The 19396-nt window shown below is 69.9% G+C and carries 17 protein-coding genes; 9 read left to right on the top strand and 8 right to left on the bottom strand.

All coding sequences use genetic code 11. The features are described from left to right. Nucleotides 1–232: 232 nt before the first annotated feature. Nucleotides 233–1156: a MurR/RpiR family transcriptional regulator gene (locus OHB41_RS42590; RefSeq protein WP_266705399.1), complete on the bottom strand. Its 924-nt coding sequence runs from the start codon at nt 1154–1156 to the stop codon at nt 233–235. Between the two features lie 299 nt (nt 1157–1455). Between OHB41_RS42590 and OHB41_RS42595 the strand changes: the two genes are divergently transcribed. Both OHB41_RS42595 and OHB41_RS42600 read left to right on the top strand, forming a co-directional pair. Continuing rightward, a complete protein-coding gene (locus tag OHB41_RS42595) occupies nt 1456–2622 on the top strand; it encodes a glycoside hydrolase family 88 protein (protein WP_266705401.1) in 1167 nt (388 codons plus the stop codon). Between the two features lie 134 nt (nt 2623–2756). Further along, nucleotides 2757–3740 carry an aldo/keto reductase gene (locus OHB41_RS42600; protein ID WP_266705403.1) on the top strand — a complete coding sequence of 328 codons (984 nt, stop codon included), beginning with the start codon at nt 2757–2759 and terminating at the stop codon, nt 3738–3740. Between the two features lie 138 nt (nt 3741–3878). Here the strand turns inward: OHB41_RS42600 and OHB41_RS42605 are convergent, their stop codons facing one another. Beyond that, entirely contained in the window at nt 3879–4499 is a 621-nt protein-coding gene (locus OHB41_RS42605; RefSeq protein WP_526025081.1) for a DUF2238 domain-containing protein, read from the bottom strand. Nucleotides 4500–4747: 248 nt separating this feature from the next. Here OHB41_RS42605 and OHB41_RS42610 point away from each other — a divergent pair, with 248 nt between their 5' ends. Together OHB41_RS42610 and OHB41_RS42615 are read left to right on the top strand one after the other, a co-directional pair. Next, nucleotides 4748–5488, top strand: a complete 741-nt coding sequence (locus OHB41_RS42610) for a TetR/AcrR family transcriptional regulator (protein ID WP_266705405.1) — start codon at nt 4748–4750, stop codon at nt 5486–5488. Between the two features lie 4 nt (nt 5489–5492). Beyond that, nucleotides 5493–6668, top strand: a complete 1176-nt coding sequence (locus OHB41_RS42615; RefSeq protein ID WP_266705407.1) for an FAD-dependent oxidoreductase — start codon at nt 5493–5495, stop codon at nt 6666–6668. 85 nt (nt 6669–6753) lie between these two features. Here OHB41_RS42615 and OHB41_RS42620 read toward each other — a convergent pair whose 3' ends face one another. Then, the gene (locus OHB41_RS42620; RefSeq protein WP_266705408.1) at nt 6754–7863 is read right to left on the bottom strand and encodes a hypothetical protein; all 1110 of its coding nucleotides are present in this window, start codon (nt 7861–7863) and stop codon (nt 6754–6756) included. A gap of 227 nt (nt 7864–8090) precedes the next feature. Here OHB41_RS42620 and tgmA point away from each other — a divergent pair, with 227 nt between their 5' ends. Together tgmA and OHB41_RS42630 are read left to right on the top strand one after the other, a co-directional pair. Then, complete coding sequence (tgmA, locus tag OHB41_RS42625) at nt 8091–8282, top strand: putative ATP-grasp-modified RiPP (protein WP_148008417.1); 192 nt, start codon at nt 8091–8093, stop codon at nt 8280–8282. A gap of 15 nt (nt 8283–8297) precedes the next feature. Beyond that, nucleotides 8298–9239: an MvdC/MvdD family ATP grasp protein gene (locus tag OHB41_RS42630; protein WP_266705410.1), complete on the top strand. Its 942-nt coding sequence runs from the start codon at nt 8298–8300 to the stop codon at nt 9237–9239. A gap of 135 nt (nt 9240–9374) precedes the next feature. On the opposite strand, the gene OHB41_RS42635 is transcribed toward OHB41_RS42630, so the two are convergent. The 3 genes from OHB41_RS42635 to OHB41_RS42650 all read right to left on the bottom strand — a co-directional run bounded on the left by OHB41_RS42635 (nt 9375) and on the right by OHB41_RS42650 (nt 13008). After that, nucleotides 9375–11018 carry a serine/threonine protein kinase gene (locus OHB41_RS42635; RefSeq protein WP_323138441.1) on the bottom strand — a complete coding sequence of 548 codons (1644 nt, stop codon included), beginning with the start codon at nt 11016–11018 and terminating at the stop codon, nt 9375–9377. 192 nt (nt 11019–11210) lie between these two features. Further along, nucleotides 11211–12428 carry a 4-hydroxybenzoate 3-monooxygenase gene (locus tag OHB41_RS42640; protein ID WP_266705414.1) on the bottom strand — a complete coding sequence of 406 codons (1218 nt, stop codon included), beginning with the start codon at nt 12426–12428 and terminating at the stop codon, nt 11211–11213. Between the two features lie 367 nt (nt 12429–12795). Continuing rightward, entirely contained in the window at nt 12796–13008 is a 213-nt protein-coding gene (locus OHB41_RS42650) for a DUF6188 family protein (protein ID WP_266705416.1), read from the bottom strand. 310 nt (nt 13009–13318) lie between these two features. On the opposite strand from OHB41_RS42650, the gene OHB41_RS42655 reads away from it, so the two are divergent. After that, nucleotides 13319–13741 carry a hypothetical protein gene (locus tag OHB41_RS42655; protein WP_266705418.1) on the top strand — a complete coding sequence of 141 codons (423 nt, stop codon included), beginning with the start codon at nt 13319–13321 and terminating at the stop codon, nt 13739–13741. A 354-nt stretch (nt 13742–14095) separates the two neighbouring features. Here OHB41_RS42655 and OHB41_RS42660 read toward each other — a convergent pair whose 3' ends face one another. Beyond that, entirely contained in the window at nt 14096–14866 is a 771-nt protein-coding gene (locus OHB41_RS42660) for an SMI1/KNR4 family protein (RefSeq protein WP_266705420.1), read from the bottom strand. 47 nt (nt 14867–14913) lie between these two features. Beyond that, complete coding sequence (locus OHB41_RS42665) at nt 14914–15531, bottom strand: helix-turn-helix transcriptional regulator (protein ID WP_266705422.1); 618 nt, start codon at nt 15529–15531, stop codon at nt 14914–14916. Nucleotides 15532–15600: 69 nt separating this feature from the next. On the opposite strand from OHB41_RS42665, the gene OHB41_RS42670 reads away from it, so the two are divergent. Both OHB41_RS42670 and OHB41_RS42675 read left to right on the top strand, forming a co-directional pair. Then, complete coding sequence (locus tag OHB41_RS42670; RefSeq protein ID WP_266705424.1) at nt 15601–16305, top strand: ABC transporter ATP-binding protein; 705 nt, start codon at nt 15601–15603, stop codon at nt 16303–16305. 2 nt (nt 16306–16307) lie between these two features. After that, nucleotides 16308–19133: an FtsX-like permease family protein gene (locus OHB41_RS42675; protein ID WP_266706553.1), complete on the top strand. Its 2826-nt coding sequence runs from the start codon at nt 16308–16310 to the stop codon at nt 19131–19133. Nucleotides 19134–19396 lie beyond the last annotated feature (263 nt).

Consider the following 19396-nt stretch of genomic DNA (forward strand, 5'->3'; position numbering starts at 1 on the left):
GTTGCGGGTAGGAGCGGACGGCCCCGGATGGTCGTAGGACGCGACCCGGAGGCCTCCTGGTCGCGATCCGCGAGCAGTATTTATATATACCGGCAGTTACGCAAGGACATGAAAAAATTCATGCGCGATATGGGGCGATAGGTCCCGTGATGCCGTGGTGACGCGCGGTGGGGGAGGGGGTGTCAGACCCTTGGGTGGAGGGCCGGAAGGGCTCAGGTCTTCCGTGCGAAGGTCAGTCCTTCAGGAAGAACTGATGCTGTTCGGCGATCTGCTCGTACTCCTCCAGGCGGGCCTGCGTCCGCTCCGGATCGGCGTCGGTCATGGCCTGGAGCAGTGCCGCCGACATCACCACGGGCGCGGCGTACGAGTCGAAGACGAGCCGGGAGCCGGTGCCGACGGTGAAGGTGATGTCGGCCTCGTCGGCCAGCGGGCCGAGCGCCAGGTCGGTGATCAGGGCCACCTTCAGCCCGGCGCTGCGCGCGACCCGCACCGCGGTGAGCGTCTCCTGTGCGTGCCGCGGCATACCGAACGCCAGCAGCCAGGTGCCGCCCGCCTCGCGCGACTGGAGCAGCGCGTCGTAGGCGACGCTTCCGCCCCGGGTCACCACCCGTACGTCGGGGTGGACGCGGCGCGCCGCGTAGGCGAAGTACTCGGCCAGCGACACCGAGATGCGCAGCCCGAGAACCGTCAGCGGTGTCGACCGGGAGAGCGCGCGGCCGAGTTCGATCACCTGGTCCGGGTCGGCGAAGTCGCGCCGCAGGTTCTCCAGGTTGTCGATCTCCACGTCCACCGCGGCCTGCAGTTCGTTGCCGCGGTCCTCGGTCGGCGCGCCCGGGGTGCTGCCCAGTGTGCTGAGCGCGATGGCCTGGAGCTTCTCCCGCAACGCGGGGTAACCGCTGAAGCCGACCGCTGCGGCGAAGCGGGTCACGGACGGCTGGCTCACCCCTACGCGCTCCGCGAGGTCGGTGATCGACAGGAAAGCGGCCTCGGTGATGTGCTCGATCAGGTACTGGGCGATACGGCGCTGCCCCGGCGAGAGCCGCGGCCCGTCGAACAGTTCCCGGAGCTGGGACGCGGGCGCCGCGCCCGCCTCCGGAGCCGTTTTTCCCGACGTGATCGCGGACGCCTGCGCGCGTGCCTGCTGCGGCGATGGCACCGATGTGCCTCCTTCATGTCCCACGAGGATTCAACATAGCTCACGGACCGTGCACACCAGGGCATGGATGACCACACGCAGTAGCTCACCGCACGCGGGGAGGGGCGCGGCGCAGGGTCGGACACCGGGTCGGCGACACCGTCCGGCGGGTCGGCGGACCGCATGACGGCGGTCTCGCCACCTGACGATCGTACGTGGATGTGAACTCGGTTCGGTTCACGCCAAGTTGACGAGCAGCCATGGACAGTGCGCGAGGCGGGAGTTGAGGATGGGAATCCCCATCCGTAGGAGTTGTTCATATGCGTAGACGACACCTGCTGGCCGGCGGCACCGCTCTCGCGGCCGCCGCCTCGCTCCGCCCCGTTCTGACGACGCCCGCGCGGGCCGCCGGGACCGCGGTGCCGCCGAGGGCGGGGGACGCGCCACCGCTGCCTTCGAGGAGCGAGGTCGTCGCCGTCCTGCGGCGCGTGGCAGACCACTGGATCGCCGCGCACACGGACCCCGGCGACAACGGCTGGGCCAACGCCACCTTCTTCAGCGGGCTGCTCGCCCTCCACCGCCTGACCGGCGACGCGCGCCACCTCGCGTACGCCCGGTCCTGGGCGGACCGGCACGCCTACGGGCTCAACAGCGGGGTGACCACACGCCACGCGGACAACCAGTGCGCCGGGCAGGCCTACCTGGACCTGTACGAGATCGAGCCCGAGGAGCGGAAGCTCACCGCGATCGAGACCTCCCTGCACCGCATGGTCTACACCGACCAGCCGGACAAGAACGACGACTGGTGGTGGGACGACGCCCTCCACATGGCCATGCCGCCCTTCGCCCGCCTGGGCGCCCTCCGCCGGGACCCGCAGTACTGGCGGAAGCTGTACTCCCTGTACGACCACACCAAGCGCGCCGAGGGCGGCCCCGGCCTGTACGACACCGCGACGGGCCTGTGGTACCGCGACGCGCGCTTTCTCCCCGGGGGCATCGTCTCGCCCTCGGGCCGGCCCGTCGTCTGGTCGCGCGGCAACGGATGGGTGGCGGGCGGTCATGTGAAGACCCTCAAGGCGCTGCCGTCGACGGAGCGTCACACCGCCGAGTACCGCGACACGCTGACGCGGTTGGTGTGGGCCGCCGCGGCTGTGCAGCGCGGCGACGGTTTCTGGAACGTCAACCTCGCCGACGCGACCCATCTGCCCGGCCCCGAGACCAGCGGCACGTCCTTCCTCCTGTACGGCACCTCGTACGCGGTCGGCGCCCGTCTGGTCGACCGGGACACCTTCCTCCCGGTGGTGGCCCGCGCCTGGAACGGCCTCGTCACCACGGCCGTGCACCCCGACGGCTTCCTCGGTTACGTCCAGAACGTCGGCGACCGCCCGGAATCCAGCCAGCCGGTCACCTACGACAGCACCGCGGACTTCGGCGTGGGCGCCTTCCTGCTCGCCGGCACCGAACTGGCCCGGCTCACCACGCCCTGACCGCCCGCGGAGCGGCACCCCGGCGTGGCACGTCCGGAACGGACGAACGCATCGGCGACAGCCGAGTGCGGCGGCGGCAGCCGTCGCGAGGCCGGGGTGCCGTCGCTGTCGTCGGGGGATGACAGACTGATCACATGGACGAGCGTGAATTCGGCAGGTCAGGTCAGAAGGCATCGGTCATCGGTCTCGGCACGTGGCAGCTGGGCGCCGACTGGGGCGACGTGAGCGCGGCGGACGCCAAGGCGGTGCTGGAGACGGCGGCGGAGTCCGGGGTGACCTTCTTCGACACCGCGGACGTGTACGGCGACGGACGCAGCGAGCAGACGATCGCGTCCTTCGTGAGCGGCCGCCCCGACCTGCATGTGATGGTCGCGACGAAGATGGGCCGCCGGGTCGAGCAGATCCCGCAGAACTACGTCCTCGACAACTTCCGCGCGTGGAACGACCGCTCCCGGCGCAATCTCGGTGTGGACCGCCTCGACCTGGTGCAGCTGCACTGCCCGCCGACCCCGGTCTACTCGTCGGACGAGGTGTTCGACGCGCTGGACACCCTGGTCGAGGAGGAGCGGATCGCCGCGTACGGAGTGAGCGTCGAGACCTGCGACGAGGCGCTGACGGCGATCGCCCGCCCGAACGTCGCGAGCGTCCAGATCATCCTCAACCCGTTCCGCATGAAGCCCCTGCGGCAGGTTCTTCCCGCCGCCCGGGAGGCGGGCGTCGGCATCATCGTCCGTGTTCCGCTGGCCTCCGGTCTGCTCTCCGGCAAGTACACGAAGGACACGGTGTTCGCGGCCGACGACCACCGTACGTACAACCGTCACGGTGAGGCCTTCGACCAGGGCGAGACCTTCTCGGGCGTCGACTTCGTGACCGGCGTCGAGGCGGCGGCCGAGTTCTCCGCCCTCGCCCCGGAAGGCTGCACCCCGGCCCAGCTGGCGCTGCGCTGGATCATCCAGCAGCCCGGCGTCACCACGGTGATCCCGGGCGCGCGTTCCCCCGAACAGGCCCACGCCAACGCGGAGGCCGCGAAGCTCCCGCCGCTGTCGCGGCAGACACTGGACGCGATCGACGAGCTCTACGACCGCCGGATCAAGGAGCAGGTGGAGAGCCGCTGGTAGTGGGCCGCGAGAGCCCCGACCGGGGACGCCGATCGCCGGCCCGCGGCACCAGGGCCGGCGGTCGGCGTTCGCCGTTCGGCGTGTCCGGAGCGCGGACGGGTGACGTACCGCCCGTGGGCCCGGCACCGGACGTCCAGGTCACCGGACGTCCATCCCGAGCCCTCCGCTCCGGAGCGCGTCGAGCTGCCGGTCGTGCGCCCGGCCGAGCAGCAGGACGGACAGCGTGGCTCCGATCAGCGCGCAGAACATGTCCCACTGGGTGTCCCACACGTCGCCCTGGGTGGCCAGGAAGGCGTCCGCCGAGTGGCCGCCGATGACCGCGGCCGCCCACTCGAACATCTCGAAGAGCGCGCTGAAGGCCAGGCACGCGCACACGGTCAGCGGTGCGAGCCAGCGACTGCCGCACAGCGGTGAGGTCCGGCTCAGCACCTCCCGCACCAGGATGGCGGGCACGAACCCCTGCATGAGGTGACCGAACCGGTCGTACGGATTGCGGGAGAGCCCGAGCAGGTCCCGCACCCAGTCGCCCACCGGTACCTCCGCGTACGTGTAGTGGCCTCCCCCGGCGAGGACCAGCGCGTGGGCCGCCAGCAGGCAGCACAGCAGGTTCGTGAGCGGGAAGCGGCGCCGGAACAGGACGGCGAGGGGCAGCCCGAGCGGCACCCACACGGTCTCCAGCAGCCAGGTCGTCCGGTCGTGCGGGTTCCAGGCGGAGACGGCCAGACCCGCGACGACGAGCGCGACGAGCGCCGTCGGCAGGACCCGCCGCCCGGCACCGGGCTGCGGCGGCCCCTCGGACGCCGGGCGGCGGGTGAGCGAGGAGAGGTGAAGTCCGTTCACGGGTGGGCTCCTTGGTCCGGGTCGCCCCATCGTGCTGGAGCGGCGGAGCGAGGGCATGAGTACGCCTACTCACCCGGGGCGGGAGGACGAGATGCGGCGGCGGTCGAAACCACGAATATGTTCGTCACGTACTTGTTCGCAACGAACATGTTCGTTACCTTGAAGGGGTGACAGCACACCCCGCACCCCGCCCGAGCCGTCGTGAGCGACCGGCGAAACCAGCCCTGACCAGGGAAGGCATCATCGGGACCGCCGTGGCGCTGATGCGTGCCGAAGGTCTCCGACGGGTCACCATGCGCCGCCTGGCACAGGAGCTCGACACCGGCCCGGCCTCGCTCTACGTCTACGTACGCGACACCGCGGAACTGCACGCGGCGGTGCTCGACGAGCTTCTCGGCGCCGTCGACCTCGGTCCGGCCCGCGCGGACGGCGACTGGCGCGACCGGCTCGTCCAGGTGCTCACCTCCTACACGGCCGTGCTGTTCGAGCACCCGGGCCTGGCCCGCTCGGCCCTGGTGTCCCGCCCGTTCGGCGACCGCTACCTGGACCTGCTGGACGCACTGCTCTCCCTGATGGACGAAGGCGGCATCCCCCGGGCGCGAGCGGCCTGGGCGGTGGACCTGCTCCTGCAGTTCGCCACCGCGACCGCCGCCGAATACGCCCCCGGGGAGAAAAACGCCGTCGACTCCCAGGGCGACTCCGAGGGCGAATGGGCCGCGCTCGCCGCCGCATTGCACGGCGCCTCCGGCGAACGGCATCCGCACGTCACCGCCGCGGGCGCCGAACTGCTCTCAGGGCCCGGTGAGGCGCGTATGCACTGGGGCTTCCAGGTGCTGATCAGCGGAATCCTGCACACCCCGAGGCACGGGCCGTCCGACACGCCCCGGCCGTCCCTCCCGAAGGAGTAGCGACATGTCGATCCATCACCCCATAGCCGTCGTAGGCGCCGGTCTCGGCGGCCTCACACTCGCCCGCGTGCTGCACCGGAGCGGCATCGAGACCGCGGTCTTCGAGCTCGACGCCTCACCCACCGCCCGCGCGCAGGGCGGCATGCTGGACATGCACGAGGCATCAGGGCAGGCCGCGCTGCGTGCCGCCGGTCTCCACGACGCGTTCCGGGAACTCATCCACCGCGGTGGCGAGGCCATGCGCATCCTCGACAAGTCGGCCGTCGTCCACATGGAGAACGACGGCCAGGGCGGCGGACGGCCCGAGGTCGAGCGAGGGGCGCTGCGCGACCTCCTGCTCGGCGCGCTGCCCGCCGGCGCCGTCCGCTGGGGCGCCAAGGTCACCGGCGTACGGACGCTCGACGACCGCGGGCACGAGGTGACGCTCGCCGACGGGGAGACGTTCACCGCCGATGTGCTGATCGGTGCCGACGGCGCCTGGTCGAAGGTCCGCCCGCTGGTCTCGGACGCCACCCCGGTCTACTCCGGCCTCTCCTTCGTCGAGGTGCACCTCCCCGACGCCGACACCCGGCACCCCGCGGGCGCCGCCCTCGTCGGCCAGGGCATGATGTTCGCCCTCGCCGACGGCAAGGGCCTCCTCGCCCACCGCGATCCCGGCGGCTCGCTGCACGTCTACGTCGCCCTGCGGACGTCCGCCGACTGGGCCACCTCGGGACCCATCGACTTCACCGCGACCGCGGCGGCGAAGGCGGCCCTGCTGAAGCACTTCCCCGACTGGGACGAGCGCCTGCGCGCGCTCGTCGCCGACGCGGACGGCGAGCTCGTGCCCCGGCCGGTCCACGCGCTGCCGGTCGGCCACCGCTGGGACCGCACGCCGGGCGTCACCCTGCTCGGCGACGCCGCGCACCTCATGTCCCCCTTCGCCGGTGAGGGCGCCAACCTCGCCATGCTCGACGGTGCCGAACTCGCGACCGCCGTCGCCACCCACCGGGACGACATCGAGAAGGCGCTGGCGGTGTACGAGGAGGCGCTCTTCGTCCGCAGCGAGGCGGCGGCGGCCGAGTCCGCGGACAACCTGGAGCTCTGCTTCCAGCCGGACGCGCCGCGCCCCCTGGTGGACCGCATGATCCAGTATCAGGGCCGGGCCCAGGCCCAGTCGGTGTCCGGATCCGAGTCCTGATCCGAGCCCTGATCCGAGACGCTTCGACCGGTGCCGGTGCCGGTGCCGGTGCCAGTACCGGTACCGGCACCGACGGCGATCCGGCTCATTCTCGCGGCGCCGCGCCCCGAAGCGCCGTGATGCAGGAGCCGATCGCCTGCTGGAGCTCCTCCAGCCGCTGCACCATGTCGTCCTCGTAGATGTCGTCGGCGTCGTCGAAGGTCAGCTCCTCGAAGACCCTCGTGGCCCGCTGCAGGCTGTTGTAGAACTTCGTGCGGCGTTCCTGGACCCGCAGTTCGGGGTCCGCCTCGACGGTCTCGACGACCAGACCCTTCATCGTGTCGTAGGCCTCCGTCGCCCACTCGCCCGTGTCCTCGCCCTCGTCCAGCTCGTCGAGGAGCGACAGATGGCGCTCGGCCTCCGAGCGGAGCTCGGCCGGCGCGTCGAGGGTCTGCCCCGCCGGGGTCCTGATCTGCCCCTTCTCGGCGATCTGGCGGACGTAGCCGATCCGGTCGGCCGCCCTGGTCTCGGTGGCCACCGCCTTCTTCAGTTCGTCGGTCCGGGCGATGTCGCGGGCCAACTCGGCCTGCAGCGCCGGGTCTTCCTTCACCCGGTCCAGGAGCGCGGTGCGGGCCGCCTGCGCCGTCGAGGGGTCGGCGAGGATCGCGGCCCGCAGCGCGGTGGGATTCTCGGCGACCTCCAGCGCCTTGGTGGGGCGGATGCCCTCGGCCTGCGCCGCCTCGGCGATGGCGGTTCCCCGTTCGGAGGACGCGCTGGAACGGGAGACGTAGTACGTCAGCCACGCGTCCGCGCCCGGCAGTTCGATCTCCTCGCCCGGGACGAGAACCTCGAAGTGCGGGACGAGGCCGTCGTCGGCCGCCTTGTCCCACGCCTTGTAGAAGCGCATCACCCGCTCGGGTGAGCAGGCGGCCAGCTCGGCGAACTCCTTCGCGGACACCTTCGCGGTCTCGTCGGCGGACTGCCCGCCGGGACGCACACTGCGCGCGACCTTGAGGGCGAAGGCCCAGCCGCCGGTCCGCGCGTAGGCCCCGAAGTCACGCGCATCACGAGAGACGGCGTCGTCCTGCGCGTCACGGGAGACGGAGTCCTGCGGGTCGCGTGAGACGGCGTCGTCGTCCTGCGCTTCGCGTGAGACGGGGACCTGTGCGTCGGGGCGCGCGGCGGATTCGGCGGTCGGGACGAAGGTTGCGGTCACCGGGAACTCTCCAAGGTAAGTGCGGAGTTAAGATCACAGAGAATGAAGCTTTGGCCGTAGGTTGGGCCGGATCAAGCAGACACACAAGCAACAACGGAATCAAGTAAGCCTGAAACGACGCGATGTGACGCTGTTCACCCCGATGTGGCGCAAAGTGATGAATTCCTTACAGTCATCACACGTAGGGGAGGGGGCAGTACATCGTGAGACCGGCGGGAGGATCCATCGTGCGACCGTTCACCCTCAACTACGCCTTGCCCACAGGGCATTCGGCCGCTGTACCCCCGTACCACTTCGACGTGTCCCTGCAACTGAACGTGCTGCCGGACGGTCGGCCGGCCGTCAGCGACCGCGCTCTCCTCATGGCGACCGGTACGACGACATCCACCGCCGGTTCCCAGACGCACTTCGACGACTGACGGCCACCCACCGCGATGACGGTACTGATTCTCACGGCGGAGCAGGACGTCACCGCCGACATGGTCGTGGCCAGGCTGCACGAACAGGGCGTGCCCATGGTGCGCCTGGACCCCGCCGACGTGCCGGGCAGGGCTGTCCTGTCCGCGGACTACGCGCACGGCGACTTCGACGGCTACCTCTCGGTCAACGGCCATGTGCTCAGCATGGGCGGCCTCCGATCCGTGTGGGTGCGCCGCCCGGGCGAGCCCGCGGCGCACGCGCCGGAGCCCTCGCCCTGGCTGACCGCGGAGACCCGGCAGGCGCTGTTCGGGATGCTCTACTCCGCCTCGACCCGCTGGATGAACCACCCGCGCCGCGCCGAGCAGGCCCGGCACAAGCCCTGGCAGTTGAGGGTGGCGCACAGCAGCGGGTTCGCGGTGCCGCCGACCGTCATCACGACAGCGCCGCGGGTGGCCCAGCAGTTCGTCGAGGAGTACCGGCAGGTGGTGGTCAAGTCCGCCTCCGGGCCTCCGCCAGGCGAACCCCGGGTGGCACTGCCCACCACCCTGATCGGCCCCGACGCGGACTTCTCCGGTGTCGCGGCCGGACCCGCGCTTCTTCAGCAGTACATTCCCAAGCGCGCCGACATCCGGCTCACCTGCATCGGGGACCGTCTCTTCGGCGCCCGAAAGACCGCGGTGGCGGGACAGGTCGACGGACGCTTCGGCGAGACCGGGCACGTCTGGGAGCCCGTCGCGGTGCCGGGGCGCATCGCCCGTTCGGTGCAGGAGTACACGGCCTTCACCGAACTCGCCTACACGGCCTTCGACTTCGCCGAGGACGAGGAAGGGGTGTGGTGGTTCCTCGAGGGCAACCAGGGCGGCCAGTTCGGCTTCATCGAGCTGGAGACCGGCCAGCCCATCTCCGAGGCGGTGGCGCTGTGGCTCTCCCAGCGAAGACCGGCGGACCGCCGCTGACCGCGGTCGACCTTCACCCGCTCGCCGGACCCCGGCGGCGCGGGCCGGGTACGGGACCCCGGCGGCACGGGCCGGACACAGAACCGGACAAAGGACCGGGCGCGGGCGTGGCGGGTCGGCTGTCGTGATCCGGGATCACTCCGCCGTGTACGTGAACGTCCGCAGGAACGTGTCCAGCGCCTGCTGGTTGGCGGCCGTGTCCCAGTCGTCCGCCGGGGTCGTCCACCGCAGGGAGAACCCGCGCTGGTCGTCGACGAGGAAGCCGCGCCCGAACGTGCGCTCCCGGACCCCGTCGGACGTGGAGAGCCACTCCATGTCCGCGCCCTGGTAGCCGCGGTAGTCGACGGAGCGGATGCCGCCCAGCCGCTCGTAGCCGATGGAGTCGCCCCGCAGGGAGGTGTCCACCTCGTTCCAGACCGCGACCGGGTCCGGGGCCAGCCGGGTGCTGTAGGTGACGGTCAGGGCGCGTGGGTCGCCGCTGGCGCCGAGCAGGACACGGTAGGACCGGTCGGCGGACCGCTCGGTCCGCAGGGGTGCCCAGCCCTTGGGGAGGTCGATGCCGAAGCCCTGGGGTGCGGTGAAGCGGAAGAACCCCGCCGGCGGATCCGGTCGTTCGGTGCGGGACGGGGACGGGGACGGGGAAGTGGACGGCGACGGGGACGCCGAGCGGGACGCCGAGGCCGAGGGGGTCCCCCGGGGGTCCGTGCCCCCGGCGGTGGGAGCGGGGGAGGCGGCCGGCCGGCCGGGCGCGGAGGCGGACGGCGCGGAGCCCGACGCGGACGTGCCGCGCTCGGACAGCCCGCCCGCCGCGGCGAGACCGGCGAAGCAGACGACCGTCACGGCCAGGGCTCCCCCCAGCAACACCGGTCGGCTGACGGGCCGTCCGCCGCGCAACCGTCCCGGGCGGGCGCCTTCGAAACCGGACTCCTCGAACAACGGCAGCGTCCCGGTCGGCTCCGAGTCGTCGAGCTCCGCCTTGAGGATGCGCGTGAGCGCCTCCCGTACCACCGACTCGGGCACCCGCTCCACGGGATCCCGGCGCAGGAGCCCCTGGATGGCCGGGCCGAGCGGCCCGGCGTTGAGCGGGGCCCGGATGGGCAGCCGCTCCACGGCGCGGAACGTCGCCTCGAGACTGCCCCGGTCCCGGATGACCGGCCGGCCCTCGACCATCTCGTACATGATCGCGCCCAGTGCCCACAGATCGGTGGCCGGTCCGCCGCCCTCACCGCGGGCCTGTTCGGGCGAGGCGTACGAGGGCGCCGTGACGCGGGGTGCGTCGGTGGCTCCCATCAGTCCGAATCCGCCCACCGTGATCCCGCCGAACTCCTCCACCCACACCTGCCCGGGACTCAGGTCGCCGTGCGTGAAGCCCTCTTGGTGCGCGGCGCCCAGGACCTCGAGCAGATCGAGCCCGATGCGGGCCGTCCTGACGTGGTCCACGGGGCCGTGCGCGAGGAGTGTGCTCAAGGGGACGCCCGCCGGCCTCGCGGTGACGGTCCACAGGAACTCGTCGTCCTCGATGACATCGACGACGACGGCAACCCGCCCGGAGCAGACCATCCCCAGCGCCTCGGACTCACGGGTGATCCGTACGGCGGTGCGCAGCCCGGCCTCCTCGCGCAGGTGGTCCGGGCGCCGTGAGCGGGTCAAGGTGACGAGTCGTCGGGACTCGACGTCCTGGCCGTTCCAGCTCTCGCGTCCCTCCTCCTGGTGGACGACCTCCAGGAGCCGGTATCTTCCCGCGACCGACTCGTCCGTGGAGACTTGCACCTTGACCATGGTCATCCCTCGCTGCACAACGGGCACTCACCTTTCCCGTTGGTACGGCGGGTGTGACGGTGGGTGTTCAAAGGCGGGCGATTCCCAGGTCCTGTTTTTCCTGAATTCTTTTCATGTAGCGCACATGTACGAACAGTTCGGGCCTGTTCTTCCACCAGGCCGCCGTGCTGCCGCCCGGTCGTCCGCGGCGGTTCAGCTCACGGTGACCTTGCCGATGTACGACGCGGCGAAGGTGGCCGCCGCCGCGGGCGAGTCCAGGATCCGCCGCAGCCGGGCGCGCGCGGCACCCGCCCGGAAGGGTTCGCCCGAGGACGGCCCGTGCAGCAACTCGGCCAGCCACTGCGAGAATTCCTGGTACTCCCAGACCCGCCGCAGGCAGGCCGCCGAGTAGTCGCGCAGCCCGCTGCCGTCACCCGTGCCGCAGTACGCCACGAGGGCGTCCGCGAGGAGCAGGGCGTCGTGCAGCGCGAGGTTCATGCCCTTCGCGGCGATCGGCGCCACGAGGTGGGCCGAGTCGCCCGCCAGGAACAGCCGCCCGTACGACATCGGTTCGACGACGTAGCTGTGCATGTCGAGCACGCGCTTCTCGATCAGCCGTCCCTCGGTCAGCGGGGGCGCCCCGGCCACCGCCAGCCGGGCGTGCAGCTCCGACCACACGCGGTCGTGCGACCAGCGCTCCGGGTCCTCACCGGGTGCCACCTCCAGGTAGTAGCGGGTGACCTCCGGACTGCGGGCCATATGAGCGGCGAATCCCCGCGGGTGGACGCCGAAGACGACACAGTCGCTGGACGGCGGCGCCTCGGCCAGCAGCGCCAGCCATCCGACGCCGTAGTCGTGACGGGCGACGGTGCCCCGCCCGGGCGCCACACAGGAGCGGGTCACTCCGCGCGCGCCGTCGCACCCGGCCACGATCTCGCAGTCGATGCGGCGCCGTTCGCCCGTGGCCGGATCCGTGTACAGCACCGAGGGCTCGTCGCCGTCGAGGCCGTGCAGGGCCACGTCCTTCACCCCGAACCGGATGTCGCCGCCCTTCACGTCGGCGTACGCCCGCACCAGGTCGGTCACCAGCAGGGGCTGCGGATAGACGAAGTGCCGCTCCCCGGTCAGCTCGGCGTACCGGAAGCGGTGGCGTTCGCCGTCGATGCGGAACTCGCAGTCGCTGTGCGCCTGCGCCCGCTCCACGAGCCGCTCCGCGAGCCCCCGCTCGCGCAGCGCCCGCACCGCCCACTCCTCGATGAATCCCGCGCGGGGCCGCTGTTCGACGAACTCCCGGCTCTCGGTCTCCAGAACCACACAGCCGACGCCCGCCGAGCGCAGTATGTTCGCGACGGTGAGCCCCGCGGGCCCCGCGCCGATGACGACGACCGGGACACGCCGCGTCGGCGCGGAAGTGGGGGAGGGCTTGATCATCTGTGCATTATGTCGGTGGCCCGACAACCCCTGGCAGGGTCTGCACAACCCTCTGACACTTCCTTCGCCGACGCGGCGCGACTTCCTCGATGCCGAAGCCGATGCCGATGCCGCTCAGGCGCGCCATGAAGTCCCAACGCCCCTTTGAACACCCGGCGGGCGCCGGTGCCGTCGTCGGCGAAGCGGATGACACCGCCGGACTCTGAGATCCCGGCCCGCTCGACTATGGCCATCGACCGGCGAACAGCGAGGCGTCAACCGGCGGACCCGCGGGTACCAAATCCCTTCCACCTGTGGTCAACGGGGCAGCAGTCGCGGAGCTACCTGAGCTTCCCAAGGTGAGAGTGCGAAGGGCTTGCTGTCGCTGTCAGGACTCCCGGGCCTTTTCACCGTCAGGGCCCACGGTGACAGCGTGGACGCCGCTCCCGAGCAAGTGCCAGGAGTCGAACTGCGGGTCCGGGTTGATGCGCAGGCCGGCGCCGTCCTCGGAGTCGATGGTCAAGGTGCCGAGACCTTGGACGTCGACGGCCGCGAGCGTGTCACCGAAGAGCCCGAGCACGGGAGCAAGAAAGACGCCCATGCGCCCCAACTTGCCACAGTCGGTGGGGCGTGGTGCTTCCAGGCTGGGTCGTCTCTGGGCCGTCCGAGGTCACTCAGCAGGGGCCAACGACGACCAATGACGACCACCCAGCCGTACGGGACCACCGTCCTGCGCTGTGAAAACCCAGGTCTCCATGACCCCGACAAGACCCAGGGCAAGAGGAAGCCGAGGCCACAACAGCAATCGGCTGGCCAGGACGGCTCGTTGCGCTCACGATGGGCGCATGGACCGGTTGCAGCACAGCGCTTGGCAGTATGTGGCGGAGCTACTCCCACCCGAGGAGCTCCCGATGCTCGCTGCTCGTGCACTCGTCGACGGATGTGATTTCCCCGCCCTGCGCGAACTGGCCGGCCTGCCACGCAGGAGCGAAGAGACCGAGATCCGTGAACTGTACGTCCAGGCCCTGCACGAACTCGGCATACCTCTTCCCGACGAGGAGACAGCCGGCCGCTGGTGCCTCGTGAACCTCGCGTTCGGTCTCGCGAAAGGCGAGCTGGGCCCCAAGGACGTAGCCGACCGGCTGTCAATGACGGTCGCGGCTCGTACACCGGAGGAGACTCAGTTCCTCTCCGTCGCAGCGGACTACAGCAGACGGATGGGACCGGACGAACTCCCGGGATGGGAGAACGATCTCAGGACCTCGGCCCACTCGTTGATCGCCTGCACCGATCTCGAATCCGTTATCGGCGTGCCGGGTTCGCGGCGCGACTGACTGACCTGCCGGAATGCGCCCCGGGCCAGACCCGCGCCAGATACTGCTGGGAACCACGGGGAACAGCGGTCACCCACCCAGAAGCTCCCACAGATCGTGACGCGGCTGGACAGCAGGTCAGCGGGACTCTCTAGTCAATGACGGCTCGTCGCAGTCGAGATGCACTGTTCACCTGGGCCGCCGCTACAGCCGAGGCGCCCTGGGGAACTTCGCCGCTGACCACGTCATCCTTACAAGGCAAGTGTCGGCGGTTCGAAACGATGCACACCTACGTCGACGTGGCACCGTGCATCAATCCAGCGGCGTGCCAGTCGTCGCGGCAAGGCGCTCGTCTACGCGCCTCGCAAGCAGGCTTCACCGCTTGAGTGCATCATCCCAAACGTCACCGCCATCCGCCCAGGTCCGTAGCCAATTACGCAGTGAGGCCGATGCGTGTCTCACGCCGTCGTGCGCGTCTTGGCCCCAGTTGGGCACCCAACCGTCGGCGTCGTAGAGCAGCACCGGGTTACCGACCGCGGTGAGCGAGAGGTACCACTCCATCGTGCATCCGCCGTAAGCGAGGTGCAGCCACGACGTCGGCACTCCACTCGTACGGTTGCGTTCATGGGTGCTGACCGCGCTCGGCCAGTCACTCATGTGCCCCGGGGCCCGGTTGCCGTCGGTGAGCGAGGCCAGACCGCTGTCGGGACCGAAGCCTCCATTGGCGACCTCGGTGTAGACGCGCCGTAGAAGCTTGGGAAGGCGGCGTCCGATTCTGTGTTCTGCCTTATCGACATCCGCCATGGAGAGCGGCGGAAACAGCGGGCCGCGGGGAGCGTCAGCGTAGTAGACGGCCACCTCCTCGACGTCGGACTTGAGCTGTACCGTCCCGTCGCTGCAGTACGACCTGATGAGGTCCCGGCGCTGCTCCAATCGCGCGCTGCCATAGCGCTCGGAGATCCACGGTGTGGGAACGTCAGCCGTGTCGAAGCGCCGTCCGGGATCGCACGCCCGAGCACGAAGCTTCTCGATCAGCGCATCGTCGTTCTCGTCCTTGACGCTCGGCTCGTCGAGAGGCTCCGGTCTGAGCGGTGCGGGACCAGAAGGCGATCGGTTCCGGGCGGAGGTTGGGACCTGGACGTTCATGCCGTACCGCTTGTGCTTCCCCCGACGGCCCGTGATCGCGGCGTCGGCTACGCGGACCTTTCCGCTCCGTCGATGCCGTCAGTGGCCTCGACGGGGTCGGGTGCCTGCTGTTGTGAACGCCCTGACGCTTGTGCGCCGTGTGCTGTGGCGAGTGGGCCCAGATGTTGTGCCGCGCTGTCGAGCAGTGCGAGATCGGCCTTGGTGTGCGCGATGGCTGCGTCGATCAGGACCGCAACCAGTGGCTCGCCGGTGTGGGACCGGCGCTGCTGCGCCAGCCCGGCGAGTTCGGACAGGTAGGTCTGCCGCTGCGACTCGATCAGTTTGTCAAGCGTCTGCGGACCCAGGGCCACGGCACCGAGGAGCTTCAGGAACAGCTCGTCACGGAAGCCGCCGACTCGTACCCAGGCGGTGGTGGCCCAGTCACGCAACTCGCTCTCGCCGGCCTCGGTGAGGGTGTAGAGGTTCTTGTCGGGCCGGTCGGTCTGTGCGACCTGTGAACGTGAGACGAAGCCGTCACGAACCAGGCGTTCGAGGATCTGGTAAAGGTGACCGATGTTCAGGCCGCCCCACTGCGGGCCGATGGTCTCCTCGAAGCGCGTCTTGAGTTCGTATCCGTGGTTCGGCCGCTGGGTCAGCAGCGCGAGCACGGCGTGGTGGAGTGGCATATACCTCCCTTCCGTGTTGTGACAGGATACCCCTACATTGCAACAATGTATGAGGGTGAGGCTGCATCGATGGCTGTGAGCGTGGCGTTGCGCGGGGTGAGCCGGCGGTATCCGAAGCTCGTCGCCCTGGACGGCGTGGACCTGGAGGTCCCCGCTGGCGAGGTGGTGATGCTGACCGGACCCTCCGGTGCCGGCAAGTCCACCGTGCTCCATGTGACAGGTGGTATGGACCAGCCCGACGAGGGGCACGTCGAGATCGACGGGACGAAGCTGGTGCCCCGGGATCTGGACGGTCACCGGCGCCGCATCGGCTTCGTCTTCCAGCGCTTCCACCTGCTGCCCGCGCTGACCGCGCTGGATAACGTGCTCGCACCCGTCCTGCCACGCAGGGTGGACTTCGACCGGCGAGCGCGTGGCATGGAACTGCTCGAAGCGGTCGGCCTGGGCCAGCGGGCCGATGCCCTTCCCTCGCAGTTGTCGGGTGGCCAGCAGCAACGCATCGCGATCGCACGTGCATTGGTCAACCGGCCGGGACTGCTGCTGGCCGACGAGCCGACGGGCAACCTGGACAGCATCATCGGGCGAGAGATCATCGACCTGCTGATGTCGCTGCGCGAGCGGTACGGGATGACGATGCTGATCGCCACCCATGACGCGGAAGTCGCCTCCAACGGCGACCGCGTGGTGCGGTTGCAGGACGGCAGGATCACTTCTGACCAGCGGCTCACACCCTCCGACGACGTGCTGGACCGGCTGGGGGGCCTGCGCCCGTGATAATGATGATTCTCGACCAGCTCCGGCGGCGGCGCGGGCGCGCGCTAGCTCTGGCCGCCGGAATCCTGGTGGCGGCGACCAGCTTCACCCTGCTGACCGCCACGGTGAGCACGAGTAAGGCCACGACGGTGGGCGAGGTACGCCGGAACGCACGGTCCGCCTACGACGTCCTGGTGCGTCCGCCCGGCTCCCAGACAGCCGTGGAGCGGCAGAGCGGACGGGTCGCGCCGAACTTCCTGTCCGGTACGTTCGGCGGCATCACCATGGACCAGTACCGACGTATCCGCGACATGGCCGGAGTTGACGTGGCCGCGCCGGTCGCCAACATCGGTTATCTCGTGGTGGGAAGCTCCGTCACCGTGGATGTGTCCCGCTTCCTGGACAGCGGCGCATCCCGGCAGATCCTGCGGCTCAGCCCCATGCTCACCGCGGGGCTGGGTACTCACCGCATGTCCGATCAGTATGTCTACCTCACCCGCAGACCTTTGACGTCGGCAGAGAGTTCGGACGGCATCTTCAGATCCGACACCCTGGAAGAGGGCACGACGCAGAAGAGCACGCGGCAGTACCAGTTGAAGGGCAAGTATGACGTCTGCTACTACTTCAACTGGGACAAGACTGAGCAGACGAGCTTCAACGGGGAACTGCCCATGAAGCCGAACCTCATAGCCGAAGACCTCAGTGGCAAGTCCGCGTTCGACCGGGACCTGCACTCGCTGATGAACTGCCAGTCCGGGCAGGACAAGGCCACCATTGACGTCTGGACGGGCTACCCGGTGCTGCTGTCCGCCGTCGATCCGGTCGCAGAGGACCGTCTGGTGGGCCTGGGCGACGCGGTCACCTCGGGCAGAATGCTCACCGAGAAGGACAAACCGTGGGTGCTGTCCTCCACGAAGAGCGTCCACGGGCAGCGCGACTCCTACATCCCGGCAATGCTCAGCAGCAACCCGCTGACCGCCGGGACGCTTAAGGCCACTGTCGAGCGACTCGATATCGGTGACCCGGCCGAACTGCCCTCCAAGTTGGGCAACCCGACCGCTCACAGCTTCGTGAGCGGCCTGCACGGCACCCCCGTAGGCCTGGTCCGCGCCGACCTGAGCAAGGGTTACCGGAAGACGCTGGGTGAGGACTCGTTCAACACCGACGCCTACTGGACGGTCGGCCCGGTCACCTACCGCAAGACGTCGGGCGGTGAACTCGCCGCCGAGGCGCAGCCGCCACAGAAGCCCAGCCTGTGGGTGACCAACTCGTCCGAGCAGCCGTTCCCCTACGTTCCCGAGGAAAACCAGGGCGAGCAGTACCGGAAAGTGACCAAACACGCCGCCACAGAGTGCATCGGGCGGGGCTTCTGCGACGGCGTCGACTCAGGGCGTCTGCCCAATCCCTTCGTGCACCTGGTCGGCCGCTACGACACCGGGAAGCTGCCAGGCTTCGCACCGCTCTCCGACGCCCCCTTGGAGACCTATCAGCCGCCCCAGGTCACCGGAGCGGACGCAGCCACCCGCAAAGCACTTAAAGATCGACCGCTCCGGCCCGACCGAAACTTGGGCGGCTACCTCAGCCCGCCGCCCACCATGCTGACGACGATGGACTCCATCACCGCGCTCACCAAGAGCCGCCGGGTCCCAAGCCTGCAGGACAAGGCGCCGGTCAGCGCGATCAGGATCCGCGTGGCCGGGGTGAGCGGCGTCGACACCGCGTCCCGGGCGCGGGTGAACGCTGTGGCCGGGAGGATTCAGGCCGCCTACCCCGGCCTCCAGGTCGACGTCACCGTCGGCAGTTCGCCCGCCCCGCAGACGGTGGCGCTGAGTGCCTCGGCACAGGTGACGGAGCGCTGGGTCGCCAAGGGTGTGGCACTGCGCATCCTCAGAGCGGTGGACACCAAGAGCGCCGTGCTCTTCGTGCTCGTTCTCGTCGTGTGCGCGCTGTTCCTCGGGCAGGCGGCGCTGGCCTCGGTACGCTCGCGCCGCACCGAGATCGGCACCTTGCGCTGTCTGGGATGGAGCAGCGCCGAGGTACTTCGCCTCGTGCTCGGCGAACTGGCGGTGATCGGCCTCGCCGCGGGGGCTGCAGGCGCGGTCGTGGCCTATGTGCTGAGCCAGGTGCTGGGGCAGACCAATACCGGCGCCAAGTCACTCCTTGTATTGCCGGTGGCGTTCCTCCTGGCCACGGCGGCGGGCCTGGTTCCCGCCTGGCTCGCCACCCGGCTGGGGCCGATGGAAGCAGTCCGGCCTGCGGTGACGCCGGTCCATCGCACACACCCGGTCCGTTCGGTGGCTGGACTGGCCGTGCTCAACCTCCTACGGGTGAGGGGCCGCACGTTGCTCGGCGCGGCCGGGCTGGCACTGGGAGTGGCGGGCTTCACGATGCTTCTCGCTATGACGCTGGCCTTCCGGGGCGAGGTGGCCGGATCGCTGCTCGGCAACGCCGTGGTGGCGCAGGCGCGCGAGGCCGACTACCTCAGCGTCGCCCTGTCCTTGTTGCTGGGCGCGGCCGGCGCCATCGACGTCCTGGTCATCTCACAGCGCGAGCGAGCTGCCGATCTCGCGGTGCTGCGGGCAACTGGCTGGACCAACCGCGAACTGGCGATGCTGACCCTCTATGAGGGAATCGGCCTGGCCCTGCTGGGCGGACTGGCCGGCGCGGTGGCGGGACTGGCTGGGGTGCTGTCGCTGGGACAAGGCGTCCTGCACGGACACCTTCTCGCGGTGACCGGCGCCGCACTCCTGGCCACACTGACGGCGACCATGCTGGTGAGCGCGGCTTTGCTGGTGCCGATCCGGGCACTGTCCCGGATCGCCCCCGTTCACCTGCTCGCCGCCGACTGAATCAGGGGCGGCGGGGATCGCGTGCTCGCCGGTGACGAGCAAGGCGCGGATCAGGCGACGAGCCTTGTGGTCGACCTTCGTCGCTATGGACGAGCGGCGGGCTGTCAGCTGTTGATGACGGCGAGGTGCTCCACGCCGGGGCACTGCCGCCACCGATCTCGTTCGACGTGCGGGGACGGGTCTGCTGCAGGTTTGGGTGGGTTGACCTGCCCCACGGCTCGGGTTCCAGCTGCGGTGGCCAACTGGCGACGGGGGCGGTGTCT

Origin of the sequence: Streptomyces sp. NBC_01571, assembly GCF_026339875.1 — a bacterium.
Taxonomy (GTDB): Bacteria; Actinomycetota; Actinomycetes; order Streptomycetales; family Streptomycetaceae; genus Streptomyces.

What these genes read in the sequence shown, in the direction of transcription:
- OHB41_RS42660 (WP_266705420.1), bottom strand. Translation starts at nt 14,866, where the DNA reads ATGAACGTCCAGGTCCCAACCTCCGCCCGGAACCGATCGCCTTCTGGT.
- OHB41_RS42650 (WP_266705416.1), bottom strand. Translation starts at nt 13,008, where the DNA reads ATGGGCGTCTTTCTTGCTCCCGTGCTCGGGCTCTTCGGTGACACGCTC.
- OHB41_RS42665 (WP_266705422.1), bottom strand. Translation starts at nt 15,531, where the DNA reads ATGCCACTCCACCACGCCGTGCTCGCGCTGCTGACCCAGCGGCCGAAC.
- OHB41_RS42630 (WP_266705410.1), top strand. Translation starts at nt 8,298, where the DNA reads ATGACGGTACTGATTCTCACGGCGGAGCAGGACGTCACCGCCGACATG.
- OHB41_RS42615 (WP_266705407.1), top strand. Translation starts at nt 5,493, where the DNA reads ATGTCGATCCATCACCCCATAGCCGTCGTAGGCGCCGGTCTCGGCGGC.
- OHB41_RS42670 (WP_266705424.1), top strand. Translation starts at nt 15,601, where the DNA reads ATGGCTGTGAGCGTGGCGTTGCGCGGGGTGAGCCGGCGGTATCCGAAG.
- OHB41_RS42675 (WP_266706553.1), top strand. Translation starts at nt 16,308, where the DNA reads ATGATGATTCTCGACCAGCTCCGGCGGCGGCGCGGGCGCGCGCTAGCT.
- OHB41_RS42655 (WP_266705418.1), top strand. Translation starts at nt 13,319, where the DNA reads ATGCTCGCTGCTCGTGCACTCGTCGACGGATGTGATTTCCCCGCCCTG.
- OHB41_RS42640 (WP_266705414.1), bottom strand. Translation starts at nt 12,428, where the DNA reads ATGATCAAGCCCTCCCCCACTTCCGCGCCGACGCGGCGTGTCCCGGTC.
- OHB41_RS42600 (WP_266705403.1), top strand. Translation starts at nt 2,757, where the DNA reads ATGGACGAGCGTGAATTCGGCAGGTCAGGTCAGAAGGCATCGGTCATC.
- OHB41_RS42595 (WP_266705401.1), top strand. Translation starts at nt 1,456, where the DNA reads ATGCGTAGACGACACCTGCTGGCCGGCGGCACCGCTCTCGCGGCCGCC.
- OHB41_RS42635 (WP_323138441.1), bottom strand. Translation starts at nt 11,018, where the DNA reads ATGGTCAAGGTGCAAGTCTCCACGGACGAGTCGGTCGCGGGAAGATAC.